The sequence below is a fragment of the Sphaerisporangium sp. NBC_01403 genome (genome assembly GCF_045040145.1).
GTDB lineage: Bacteria > Actinomycetota > Actinomycetes > Streptosporangiales > Streptosporangiaceae > Sphaerisporangium > Sphaerisporangium viridialbum.
Genome location: NZ_CP109534.1, coordinates 8,729,218 through 8,741,708, shown reverse-complemented (window position 1 = coordinate 8,741,708; position 12,491 = coordinate 8,729,218). Strand labels below are relative to the sequence as shown.

Sequence of the window (12,491 nt, the reverse complement as noted above, 5' to 3'; positions counted from 1 at the left end):
CATCGCCATATTATGGCAGTATCTCGCTCAGCGAGATTCTTGCTTGGCGAGTTACCTGGTGAGGTGAGGCATGTCCGGTGACGGCCACGGCGCGAACGCGGCCTTCCTCGCCGCCTATGACGCGGTCCTGGAGCGCTGGCCGGTCCAGGTCGAGCCGATCGACCTGCCGTCGGCATACGGCACGACACGGGTGAACGCGTGCGGGCCCGCGGACGGCCCGCCACTGATCCTGTTGCACGGCGGTGGCACCACCGCGGCGACGTGGTTCGCCAACGTCGCCGAACTCGCACGCCGGCATCGCGTGTACGCCGTGGACCGCATCGGCGAGCCGGGACGGAGCATCCGGGGCGAACGGCCCCCTCGCAACGTCCCCGACCTGCTCGACTGGCTGGACGGGGTGCTCGACGGGCTCGGGATCGGGAGCGCCGCCGTGTGCGGGCACTCCTACGGCGGGTGGATAGCCCTGACATACGGCCTCCACGCGCCCCAGCGGGTCCGGCGGCTCGTTCTCCTCGATCCGACGCAGTGTTTCGGAGGATTCCGGGTGGGATACCTGGTACGCGCGCTGCCGTCCCTCATCCGGCCGACGGCCTCGCGCGCGCGAGCCTTCCTGGCGTGGGAGACCGACGGCGCGGAAGCCGACCCCGCCTGGCTGCGGCTGTACGGCCTGGCCGCGGAGTTCCCGGACGCGAAAATCATGACCGGGAAGCGGCCCAAGCCCGGACTGCTGCGCACACTTACGACGCCGACTCTGGTGCTCCTCGCCGGACGCAGCAGGGCCCACATCCCTCGCCGCGTCGCATCCGCCGTCGCGCGTCTCCTGCCCCACGTGGAGACCGCGGTGCTGCCAGGCCTCTCCCACCACGCGATGCCATGGCACAAGGCCGCCGACCTCAACACCCGCGTCGTCGGTTTTCTCCACAGGACGGCGACTTGAGAGGGCGATTCGCGAGTTGATACCCGAACCGTCTTAGCGTGATCAATTAGACCCGACGCCGCCACGACCCTGTCCAGCAGGCCACGCTCAATTCGGTTCGAGGCTTTCAGCACCCGGGCGAGCAAGAGCAGCTTGCCTTACATGCCAACCGTCTGAACCGATCGCTCCGCAAGCCGGTACGGATGAAGGGAGCTCGCGCCGAAGGGCGGGAAACGCGAGGATCCGCTACGCCAGGTCACCGAGGTGCGGCCAGGAGGCGCAGGCCGACTACGGCCAGGCCGACCGCCTGCGAGACGGCACCCGCGACCTCGAACCACTCGCTGCCGACCACGAGCCCGATCACATGCAGCGGAGGCCACGCGAGGACCGCGGCGGCTGCCCCGAGCGGGATCGTGCGGCTACGGAGGAGGGCCAAGCCGAGCAGCAGCGTGCCGACCAGGTTGCCCAGCACGAAGAGGAGGAACACCCACAGGGCCGATGCATCGCTTTGGCTGCTGTCGAGGACGGCCGCGTAATCCGAGAGGGGGCCGCCGCGCTCAGCCATGGCGATGTCGATGATTCCGGTGAAGGCGATCGCGAAGTAGCAGATGTATCCGCCGGCCGTTAGTGCCGCACCGACGGAGCCAAGTTTCGGGCTCCCGACCACCACGAGTCGCTTGACGCCGAGGACCGCCGGGACCATGAGCAGACTCGCCAGCATCGCGGCGACGGTACTGAGGCGATACAGGCCGGGGTAGGCCGCCGCCAGAGCGAGCGCCCCTGCACCGGTGCTGTCGCTTCCTCCGGCGCGGGTGGCCCACGCGTAGGCGCTGTTGGCGACGACGAATCCCCATGGTGCGGTGAACAGCGCCAGGGCGAGCGGGACGCTGCGAGTGTGCGGCGGACCAGCCGGCGCAGACCTCTCGGAGGGCAGTTCGGAAGGCGGGACGGACGTTTCCATGGTTCTCCTCGGGTGGTGAAGCATGCATGCCGTGGTGGATGCGGGGTGGATTCAGGTGCCGCCCGGGCGGCGCCCAGGAGAGGCGTGGTGAGCGGCGCGGACGAGAGCGACAAGATCAGCTGAGGGACCGCAGCGCCGGCGCGACCAGTGCGATGCAGCCGAGGGTGAGCACGACGCCGACCGCGGCGGCACCCATCGCCTCAGCGGGGACCCCGTCGGCGAAGAACGCGGGTACGGCGGTCAGCCCCGACAGCAGCCTGGCGACGATCACAGCGACCGCGCCGGCTCGGCTACCGCGCCAGGCCAGCGCGACGCCGACCAAGGTGATCAGCCCGAGTACCGCCCCTGCGACGGCCACCGCGAACGGGGGGTGCTCGCCGTCGCCGAACGGCAGCGAGACCACATCGATGAGGCCGAGCAGGCCGCCCAGGATCAGCCCGACGACGAGAAGACGGGAGCGCTTCATGTGGTTCTCCTGTGAGTGGAGCGGGGGAATGTGCCGATTCCGCAGTCTCGGCGCGCCGGCACGGTCAGCGGATCCGGGCCGGCGCGGGACTGATCTCCGTACTGGCACGTATTCACCAGGAGATCCCGGGCCCCTACCGTGTAGCTGTGGCCACCCCCCGTCTGTTCGCGTTCGCCCTAGCGGCCTTGATGGGCGTGCTGGCGGGCGCCGGGGTGGTGCTGGCGGTGATCGGCGGCGATGGAGGCGCCACGACGGGGTTCGCGGCCGGCACGACGTTGGCGCTACCCTCCGCGGTGCTCGGGATGGTGGTCGCCGTCCGGCGTCCTGACAGCGTGGTCGGCTCGCTGCTCGTGCTGGTCGGCACGATGGCGGTGTGGGTCACAGTCGGTGATCTGTACGCGTCGGCCATCACCCGACGGCCGGATCTGCCGTTCTCCGAGCTGTATGTGGCCCTGTCGCAAGGCGACTGGATGTTCCTGTACGTGCCGGCGGCACTGCTCATGCTGGTGTTTCCGGACGGACGCCTGCCGGGGCGGCGGTGGCGCTGGGCGGTCACCGGGTTGCTGGTCGTTCCGGTGCTTTTCATGCTGATCACAGCGTTCGATCCGAGTCCCTACCCACCGCCCTTCGAGCCCACGCCGCACCTTTTCCGGCTCCCGGCGCCCTACCTGCCGGTGCTGCAGGTGGCGGGCGTTGCGCTGTTGCCGGTCTTCCTCGGGTTGTTGATCGCGTCCGCGACGGCGGTGGTGCTCCGCTACCGGAGGGCGACCGACGAGGTGAAGCGGGCACAGCTCAAGTGGTTCGCGCTCGGTGCCGCCTGCCTGCCGCTGACGCTGCTGCTTTGCTGGGCGAGCTACCTGTTCCTAGACGGGCCGGAGCTGGCGCTCGTCGGCCTGGCGGCGACGGCCCTGGCGATTCCGGTGGCGACAACGATCGCCGTGTTGCGGCACGACCTCTACGACATCGACCGCGCGATCAGCGCCGCCGTCACCTACGGCCTGGTGACCGCGATCCTGCTCGGCTTCTACACGGCCGCCTCATTCCTGGTGGGCCTTGGCGCCGGCCGGAGCTCACCCGTCGCCGCGGCCGCGGGCACGGCCATCTGCGCCGCTGCGCTGTCCCCTCTGCGCGTACGGCTCCAGCGCTGGGTCGACCGCCGGTTCTACCCGGCCCGGCAGGCCGTGCTGACCGCCATCGAGGACCTGCATGGCCGTACGCACGCGGGTCAGGCGCAGCCCGAGGAGCTGGAGGCGACACTGCGCACCGCGCTGCGCGATCCGGCGCTGCGCGTCGGCTATCGGCTGCCCGGCGCGTCCGGGCTGGTCGACGCGACCGGCGCTCCGGTCGACCCCGGCGACGCTCTCGTCGCACGGGTACGGCTCGGCGGTCACGACATCGGCGCCATCGTGCGCGGTAGAGCCGGCACCCGGGAGCTGCTGCGCGAGGCGGCCTCCGCCGGCGCGCTGCTCATCGAGGTGGTCCGGCTGCGAATCGAGGTGAGCCGGGCGCTCGATGAGGCCGAGGCCAGCCGCGCTCGGCTGCTGTACGCCGGATACGAGGAGCGGCGGCGGCTCGAACGCGACCTGCACGATGGGGCACAGCAGCGCCTGGTCTCCCTCGGCATGGCGATCCGGCTGGCGCAGCGCCACCTCGACGACGGCACGGTCGACGTCGACGGTCTGCTGGACCAGTGGGTGGCGGAGCTGGCCCTCGCGGTCATCGAGCTGCGGCAGATCGCGCACGGCCTGCGGCCGAGCTACCTCGACGACGGGCTCGGCAACGCACTGGTCATGCTGGCCGGCAAGGTGCCGGTCCCCGTGACGCTCGACGTGGCGGCCGACGACCTGCCCGAGGACGTGGCGATGACCGCCTACTACGTCGCGAGCGAGGCGATGACCAACGCGGTCAAGCACGCCGGACCTGCCACGATCGGAGTCCGCGTCAGCCGGGCCGGCGATCGGGTCACCGTACGGGTCAGCGACGACGGGCCCGGGGGAGCCGAGATACGTCCGGGGACCGGTCTGGCGGGCCTCGCCGACAGGGTGCAGGCGGCCGGTGGCGCGTTACGGCTGTCCAGCCCGGCGGGCGGGGGCACCCTGGTCGAGGCGGTGCTGCCGTGCGCGTTGTGATCGGCGAAGACTCCACCCTGTTCAGGGAGGGACTGGCCCGCCTGCTCTCCGACGCCGGGCACGAGGTCGTGGCCAAGGCACAGGACGCCCCGGGGCTGATCGCCGCCGTCACGTCCGCGAACCCCGATCTAGTGATCATCGATATCCGGATGCCGCCCGATCTCACCGACGACGGCGCCCGAGCGGCCCGGCGGATCCGCGGCACCCACCCGGAGCTCGGCATCGTCCTGCTCTCCCAGCACGTCGAGACCCGGCACTCCGTCGACCTGGTGTCCCGCGGGAGGTTCGGCTACATGCTCAAGGACCGGGTCTTCGACGTTGAGGACTTCTTCGACTCGCTGCAGCGGGTGGCGGCCGGGGGCTCCGCCCTCGACCCCGAGGTCGTCTCGCGCCTCATCGGCGCACGCCGGGCCGCCGACCCTCTGGCGTCGCTGAGCGCGCGAGAGCGCGAGGTGCTGGCGCTGATGGCGGAGGGCCGCACGAACGTCGGCATCGCCCGGCGGCTCTGGCTGACCGACCGGACGGTGGAGACCCATGTCAGCTCGATTCTCGCCAAGCTCGGCCTGGCCAACTCGGAGGAGGACCACCGCCGTGTGCTCGCCGTCCTCCTCTACCTCAACCGTCCCTGAGCCTGACGACGAGGGGTGGAACATGACGATGAGTCGCGAGGTCGCCGCGTAGGCGGTGCTGACGCTCGTGATCTGCACGTGAGCGCGGATCGGCGCGCATGAAGGCGACGGCCGACCCGGCGATCGTGACCACACGTATTGAGATCCTTGTATCGATGAGAACCCTCGCCTCGTACGGTAAGAACCCGACCGACTCGACCCTGTAGAGAAGATCCTCGCCGTCGTTACTCACCGTAACGGGCACTTTTCGGGGCATCGCCCATGATCAGTTCGGCGATCCGTAGCCAACGTGCGGCATAGATGCGGCCTTCACGTCGGCGAAGTCGCGGGACCAACGCACGTAGGTCACGCGCGCACTCCCGGACGATGCGAAGTTGATCAGCGTCCAACACGCCTCGCTGGTGACCTACGTAGCTGGTCACGCACCCCGGCCATGTAGATGTCGATCAACAGCATGGGGTACCCGTGGATCTCCACAACTGATCAGATCATCGGGATAGGCCAGTCCACACTGCTCGGCGAACAGCACGCAGACTTCGTTGAAGACCTCTCGGTTCACTCGCCCGCAGGCGCCAGCCCCACCGGGCAGGCCACGCCAGTACCGCCGATTCCGCGGTAGTCGCCCAGGTACTGGTTCACGTACAGCCGGTGGTAGCGGTTCACTTCATGCGATCACGCTGGCAGGCGGAGTGAGCGGGGCCAACTGCCGGCTGAGCCTGAGGACGGCCTTCGCCGTTCGTGGGTCGGCGGCGGGGGCGAAGGGGGCGACAGGACGGGCCTCGGACCCAATGACAAGGCCGGTCCGCCCGTCGAGTGAGGCGTCGGCCGCGGCGAGGATCGACGGCCGTGCCGCCACTGACGCGGAGCCGGACGTGGCGCGTTCGAAGGTTCGCCGGACCAGCGGCCAAAGCACCCGCAGCCCCGGCGAGACGATCTTGGGCGACCGCATGGTGCCGTCGGTCATCTCGGTGGCCGCGCCGCCCGGATCGGCCGCGAAGACCGAGATGCCCGTGCCTCGCAGCCGTTCCGCCAGATCCAGCGTGTAAGCGAGGTTGGCGAGCTTCGCCCGACCGTACCAGTGGAAGCCGTAGTAGCCGCCCGGCGGCTCAACGGCGCCGAAGGAGCGTTTGGCGACCCGGACCGAAGCCGAGGTGACGCTCACGATCCGGCTCGGCCCTCCGGCCCGGAGCGGTTCCAGCAGCAGTTCGGTCAACAGGTACGGGGAAAGGTGGTTCACGGCGAACGACGCCTCGATCCCGTCCACCGTCTGTTGCCGGTCTGCGAACATCGCCCCGACGTTGTTGACCAGAACGTTCAACGGCCCCTCCTCGGCGAGGCGGGCGGCGAGCGCTCGTACGGCACCAAGCGACGCGAGATCCGCGGCGACGAACCTCGCCTCCGGACCGGCTGCCACCGCGTCGATCCGCTCGACTGCGCGGGCGCCCCGCTCGGCGTTCCGGCCCACCACGGTCACCGCGTAACCGATCGCCGCCAGCCCCATCGCGGTCTCCAGGCCGATTCCCCCGGTCCCCGCTGTCACCACAGCCCGTTTGCCCATGACTCCACCCTTCGCCAGCCGGTCGTTATCGGATAGCTATCCGGTTACCAGCTCGTACCGTAGCATAAGCGGATGACTATCCGATTAGAAAAGCTGGGCGTGCGGCAGCGAACGTCCGAGCCGGGAGTTCCGGACTGCCGTCAACGCGGGGGGCGCAGACCCTCAAGGAGAACGTCGAGGTAGATCTCCGCGTACTTGGCGTCATTGTCGCCGGAGCGGACCGCGTGCTCGATGCCGCAGAGCAGGCGGCGGACGTCGTCCGCCTCGATGCCATACCGAATGGCCCCCGCACGGCGGGCGCGGTCGAGCAATTCCGCGACGGCACGGTCAAGCTCGGCCTTCATCGCCGAGGTCTGCGCGTCGGCGTCGCTGGCGGATCCGAGCACCGCCGCGAACCCGGCATCGTCCAGCGCGCGTCCGAGAGTGAACCGCAGGAGGCGGTACAGACCCGCGAGCGAATCCTCGTCGGCCGCCGCGGCCTGCGCCTCACGGACAAGCTGCTGGAAGCGTTCCGCCAACAGTGCTTCCAGCAGCGCGTGCCGGTTGGGGAAATGCCGGTATACGGTCCCAACGCCCACTCCCGCGAGCCGGGCGATGGTGTTCAGCATGAGCGAGTCGTCACCTGCGGCCAACTGCTCCCTGGCGACCTGCAACACCCGTGCGCGATTGCGCGCAGCGTCCGCGCGCAACGCCGTCCCACGGTCAGCATTGGGTGTCACGGGCTCAGCCTAATGGCCTGCCGTCCAAGCGCCGCGCGGTGCCGAGGGGAGTGCCCAGCCGCCCGTCCAGGCGAGCAGTGACCCTGCCGCTCGTTCAGTCTTCCCCACGCGCCTCCTGGTAGGTGGCGGCCGACCAGCGGACAGGGCGTTGGGCGTACGCATCCACCGGAGCCTCCTGGGACATGCTCATCTTGAGCGCGAGCCGTAGAGCAAGATTTGGATCTGCTCCTCGGCAGGCACCAGGCTCGCCTGGCAGGCGCCCCACTCGGATGGGTCACCTGCCTTGACGTTGGTGCCGACGTGGACTCCTGCCATCGTGTCTGGTTCGAGCTCCACGAAGACCTCATCGCCACGCTCGGCCTCGACCGGCACGCGGAACCCTGACCCGCCATCCCGGCGAAGAAGGCGGACAACGCCGCATTCCCGGACGGCATCCGCGCCGCCAACGACACCGGCCTACGCAACCTGCCGCTGCACGACTTCACCCGAAACCAGATCTGGGTGGAGGTCGTCGCGCTGGCCTGCGAACTGCCGGCGTGGATGCAGAGGCTCACCGGTTCATACAACGGTGGCCGACGAGTTCTCCGTGGCCGTACGCGATTGCGGGGCTCTGGACTCTAGTGTCCGGCGCCATCCCCCGGAACTCGCTTTCGATCCCCAGCCATGGAATCAGTCACGCTCGTACGGCGCCCGTAGGTGCCAGCGGTTCACCGCGCCCTTCCCTCAACGGGAAGGGGCGAGATTACCGACAGCGGTTAACTTTGTCAGGGTAATGCACCTATTGACGCCTATTTTACCAGCCTGGTACTAATCGCGAACCTTGTCCTTCCCCCTTGCGACCCAAAGGGCGAGGACGCCACGCGGACCTCCACGTCCGCCAGTACCAGGGAGTTCCTCTGTGGGGAGTTCATTCGACCATCCCCGTCGGCTCAGGCGACTTACCGTCGTCGGCGGCTTGGCGGCGGCGCTGGCCCTCGGGACCGTGTCCGCCGCCATCGGCGGTGTCCCGGCCCAGGGATCGTCAGGCGCGGGCCTGACGGCCGCTGCGACCAGCGCACTGCTGAAGGACTACGACCACGAGATCGTCGACCAGTTCGACTCGGCCAACTCCGTCAACCATATTCGGCAACTCGCCGTGAACATCGGCCCGCGGCTGAACGGCACGCCACAGGAGCGGGAGGGCGCGGAGTACATCGGCGGCATCCTGAAGTCCTACGGCTTCGATGTGACCCTTCAGTCATGGGGCCCGGTCTCGACCAAGAACGTCGCGAAGGTCACGTCCCCGAACGCCGACCTGCCGGGAGGACCGAACTGGCAGATGGCCGCGTCGACCAGCGCGAAGTTCACTGGCAATGACGCCGCGGTGGAGGGGCAGGTCGTCTACGCCAAGACCGGCCAGTCCGCCGCGGACTTCCCCGCCGACACCGCGGGCAAGATCGTTCTGATGGACTACAGCACCACCGCGTCGGTCCGCAACACCGCCGTGGTCAACGCGGCGAGCCAGGGCGCGGTCGCGGTCATCCTGGCCTACGCGACCGGCAACAACGCGCCGCCGTCGTTCACGCTCACCACGGCCCAGCCGAACATCCCGGTGATGGGCGGCGGCAGCGCGCACTCCACCTGGATCAAGGACCTTCTGGACAAGGGCCCGCTGACGCTGCGGGTCACGACCAACCAGTACGTGAACCCGATGGGCACCAACGTCATCGGCATCCGGCACGCGGTCGGCGACCCGGACGGCACCAAGGCTCCGATCGTCATGGTCGGCGCGCACATCGACTCGGTGCTGGGTGCCCCCGGCGCCCACGACGACGCCTCGGGCAACGGCGTCTCGCTGGAGATCGCCCGGGTCCTCAGCCAGTACCCGCTGGACAAGGAACTGCGGATCGGCGGCTTCGGCGGTGAGGAGGGCGGCCTCCTCGGCGCGAGGGCGTACGTCAACACGCTGACCGCGGCGGAGAAGGCGCGGTTCGTCGGCGAATGGCAGATGGACATGGTCGGCACGCCGTACGAGCCGGCCCGGCTGTGGGCGCTGACCCCGAACGGCCAGTCGAACTACGTGGTCCAGGAGGCGTACAACGCGGGCGCGCGCGTCGGTTTCGACGGACTGCGCAACTGCAGGCTCGGGCAGAGCGACCACCAGGCGTTTTTCGACGTGGGCATCCCGTCCTCGCTGTTCATCTGGCTCGACTACCGGCCGCCGACCCCGCCGGCCGTCTGCGGTCCGACCGGTGGGACGTACGTCACCGAGCCGCAGTACCACAAGCCGACGGACACGATGGACAACATCAGCCCCGAGCGGCTGCAGATCACCCTTGACGTCGTGGGCGGCGCGGTGGCGCACAACGCGCTGAACGCGGTGACGGTGTCCGCGGTCTCCGACGGCGCTCAGCCGCTGGCCGGGGCGCCGGTACGGGCCGACTGCGGCAACGGTCTGCGTGACCTGGGCACCACCGGCGCCGACGGCCGACTGCAGGCGGTGCTCCCGCACGCCACCTGTGACTTCACCACCACCGTCGACGGCCGGGTGGCGAACGAGCGGGGTGTGTCGATCGCCGGTGACCAGGCGGTGAAGATGACCGTCGACCTCACGAAGCCGACGATCTCCCTCACCAGGCCCACCGATGGCGCGGTCTTCGAGCTCGGGACGGCCGCGACCGCGTCCTACCGGTGCGATGACAACCTGGCCGGGGTTGCCACCTGTGTCGGCACGGTGCCCGACGGCAGCGCGCTCGGCACCTCCACCGTGGGCTTCCACGAGTTCACCGTGAACGCCACCGACAAGGCCGGCAACGCAGCCGACAAGAAGGTCATCTACCAGGTCGTCTATCCCTGGAAGGCCTACTTCCCGGAGACGATGAACGGCAAGGCCAACAGTGCCGTACCGATCAAGTTCGGCCTCGGCGGTGACCGCGGCCTGGGCGTCATCGCCGCCGGCTACCCGGTCTCCCAGCCGGTGGCCTGCGACACCGGGAAGGCGACCGGTGCGTCCGAGCCGACCAGCGGCCCCGGGAACTCGAAGCTCAGCTACGAAGACGGTCAGTACAACTACGTATGGAAGACCGACAAGAGCTGGTCCGGCACCTGCCGCACGTTCGAGCTGAAGCTCAATGACGGCAGCAGCCACTTCACCACCATCAGTTTGAAGTAACTGCGATACGACCCCGGCCGGGGAACGGAGCCGGCATCGCGCCCCGCTCCCCGGCCGGGTCATGGTGAATTGGAGTCAGGAACACCCGAGCCGGACCCGCGTCACGCCATCAGCGCTGCAGTGTCAGCACACCCGGCCGGTAGGGCAGGAGGCCGTAGTCGCCGCCGGAGCTGGGGCTACGGCCCTGGTAAAGCAGTTGCAGATTGCAAGGATCAACGGTCTTGGTCTGATCGGGGTTGCTGCGAACCAGATCGCCGTGGCTGATGTCGTTGGTCCAGGTGGCGCCGCTGTTGGCCTTGCCGGCGAAGGGGTTGCTCTCGGTCGCGGCCTGCGGGGTCCACGTCCCGTCCAGGCTGGTGGCCGTGAACGAGCGGAAGTAGCGGCCCTGCGAGCCCATCGCCTCGACGAGCATGAGGTACTTGTTCTGGCCCTGGAGCTTGTAGACCTCAACGCCTTCGAACAGGTTGGCCTGCGTGTCGCTCATGATCGTCGTGTAGTTCGAGCCGAAGCTGCCCGGGAAGTTCCCGATGGGCATGCTGGCCCGGTAGATCTTGCCGTTGTCCCCGGCGAAGAACAGGTACATGTTGTTGTTGTCGCCGATGAGCGTCTGGTCGATGGGGCCCGTTCCGGAGCCGGAGATGCTTCCGGTGAAGAGGGTCTGCTGCGAGGACCAGCCGTTCGGGTTGGTGGGGTCGCTGGAGGTCCGATAGGAGAAGGCGGTCCCGCCCCACTGGTAGGCCAGCACCCAGATGTTCTTCGGGGCGAAGTAGAACAGCGTGGGCGCGACAGCGGAGAAGTTCATCGTGTTCTGGCTGGCCGAGGCCATGTCGGACCAGTTCGTGAAGAGGCCGAAGTTCATCGAACCCCAGCTCGATCCATTGTCGTGCGTCGTCGCGTAGACGAGGTGCTTGCCGTTGTAGACGACGTTGGTGAAGTCCTTGAGCGAGACCCACCCCGACTTCGGGTTCGCCAGCGGGCCGGTCGATGTCCACCGGTACGTCGACGGAAGATTGCACGTGCCGGTCGGCGTCACCGACGGAGACGGGCTCGGGCCGCCTCCGGGGGTGCTCCACTTCTGGTTGCTCTGCCCGTTGCAGGTCCACAGTTGGACGAGGGTCCCGTTGGCCGTGCCGAGTCCAGTCACGTCCAGGCACAGACCCGACTGCGTCCCCCTGATGGAGCCGTCGGCGTTCTGCTGCCACTTCTGGTTGGCCTGGCCGTTGCAGGACCAGATGACCACCTTCGTGCCCGGCGAGGTCCCCTGGCCGTAGGCGTCCACGCACCGCGTGCCGCCGAACGTGCGCAACTCACCCGCGGAGGTGAATTCGAACGCCTGGTTCGCCTGACCGCTGCAGTCCCAGATCTGCAGGCTCGTGCCCAGCGCGTCGGTGTTGCCCGCCACATCCAGACACCGCCCCGACGCCGCACTCACCAGCGGCGCCACCGCCGCCGACGCCGGCACCGACCACGTCATAGCGGCCGCCATCACCGTCGTCAGCACCGCGGCCAGCGTCGCCACGAGGCGCACGCCGACACCGGCCGACGAACGATGCCGACCGCTCCTCACACGAATGGGGGGTGAATCCATTGTTTCGTTCTCCTTGGGCGTGAAGGCGTGGCGAAACGGGCCACACCAGGGAAAACCGCAGTGGTCCCACGGGGCCGGGCAGGAATTGCCGGCCGATCGGGACGGATTCCTAAGCTCTGCCGCCAAGAGGTCGACGGGCTCGCGAATCGTTTCCGTGCGGCACGGTTCGTTGTCGTTCGTGTGCGGAGCTCGAGACCCGCCGCATCCTTTGAGACCTCGCCCCCGGCAGGGGCGATGAAAAGGTCGATGGTGGACGCGGTGACGAGTCCGCCCCCCATCACCCGGCGCGCCACCGTACACATCACGCCGTTCGAGGGGCGAAAGCACGGTTGCGCACTGGACCGCAGGGGGCCGTCACCGCGAAGATGTTAGCG

General features: G+C 68.8%; 10 protein-coding genes. 4 read left to right on the top strand and 6 right to left on the bottom strand.

The window, feature by feature from the left end:
* The first annotated feature begins 70 nt into the window (after window positions 1-70).
* Window positions 71-937: an alpha/beta fold hydrolase gene (locus OG589_RS39400; RefSeq protein WP_405143686.1), complete on the top strand. Its 867-nt coding sequence runs from the start codon at window positions 71-73 to the stop codon at window positions 935-937.
* Window positions 938-1,172: 235 nt separating this feature from the next.
* Here the strand turns inward: OG589_RS39400 and OG589_RS39395 are convergent, their stop codons facing one another.
* Both OG589_RS39395 and OG589_RS39390 read right to left on the bottom strand, forming a co-directional pair.
* Window positions 1,173-1,877, bottom strand: coding sequence for a hypothetical protein (locus OG589_RS39395; protein ID WP_405143685.1), 705 nt, complete (start codon window positions 1,875-1,877; stop codon window positions 1,173-1,175).
* Between the two features lie 115 nt (window positions 1,878-1,992).
* Window positions 1,993-2,343, bottom strand: coding sequence for a hypothetical protein (locus OG589_RS39390; RefSeq protein WP_405143684.1), 351 nt, complete (start codon window positions 2,341-2,343; stop codon window positions 1,993-1,995).
* A gap of 146 nt (window positions 2,344-2,489) precedes the next feature.
* Between OG589_RS39390 and OG589_RS39385 the strand changes: the two genes are divergently transcribed.
* Together OG589_RS39385 and OG589_RS39380 are read left to right on the top strand one after the other, a co-directional pair.
* Complete coding sequence (locus OG589_RS39385) at window positions 2,490-4,472, top strand: histidine kinase (RefSeq protein WP_405143682.1); 1,983 nt, start codon at window positions 2,490-2,492, stop codon at window positions 4,470-4,472.
* A complete protein-coding gene (locus tag OG589_RS39380; protein ID WP_405143681.1) occupies window positions 4,460-5,101 on the top strand; it encodes a response regulator in 642 nt (213 codons plus the stop codon). The genes OG589_RS39385 and OG589_RS39380 overlap by 13 nt, the downstream gene beginning before the upstream one ends.
* A 664-nt stretch (window positions 5,102-5,765) precedes the next feature.
* Here the strand turns inward: OG589_RS39380 and OG589_RS39375 are convergent.
* The 3 genes from OG589_RS39375 to OG589_RS39365 all read right to left on the bottom strand — a co-directional run bounded on the left by OG589_RS39375 (window position 5,766) and on the right by OG589_RS39365 (window position 7,750).
* Window positions 5,766-6,659 (bottom strand): SDR family NAD(P)-dependent oxidoreductase, encoded by an 894-nt coding sequence (locus OG589_RS39375; RefSeq protein ID WP_405143680.1) that lies wholly within the window; start codon window positions 6,657-6,659, stop codon window positions 5,766-5,768.
* Window positions 6,660-6,799: 140 nt separating this feature from the next.
* A complete protein-coding gene (locus OG589_RS39370; RefSeq protein ID WP_405152215.1) occupies window positions 6,800-7,315 on the bottom strand; it encodes a TetR/AcrR family transcriptional regulator in 516 nt (171 codons plus the stop codon).
* A 249-nt stretch (window positions 7,316-7,564) separates the two neighbouring features.
* Window positions 7,565-7,750 carry a hypothetical protein gene (locus tag OG589_RS39365; protein ID WP_405143679.1) on the bottom strand — a complete coding sequence of 62 codons (186 nt, stop codon included), beginning with the start codon at window positions 7,748-7,750 and terminating at the stop codon, window positions 7,565-7,567.
* A gap of 526 nt (window positions 7,751-8,276) precedes the next feature.
* On the opposite strand from OG589_RS39365, the gene OG589_RS39360 reads away from it, so the two are divergent.
* Window positions 8,277-10,529, top strand: coding sequence for a PxKF domain-containing protein (locus tag OG589_RS39360; protein ID WP_405143678.1), 2,253 nt, complete (start codon window positions 8,277-8,279; stop codon window positions 10,527-10,529).
* 109 nt (window positions 10,530-10,638) lie between these two features.
* Here the strand turns inward: OG589_RS39360 and OG589_RS39355 are convergent, their stop codons facing one another.
* The gene (locus tag OG589_RS39355; RefSeq protein WP_405143677.1) at window positions 10,639-12,057 is read right to left on the bottom strand and encodes a non-reducing end alpha-L-arabinofuranosidase family hydrolase; all 1,419 of its coding nucleotides are present in this window, start codon (window positions 12,055-12,057) and stop codon (window positions 10,639-10,641) included.
* Window positions 12,058-12,491 lie beyond the last annotated feature (434 nt).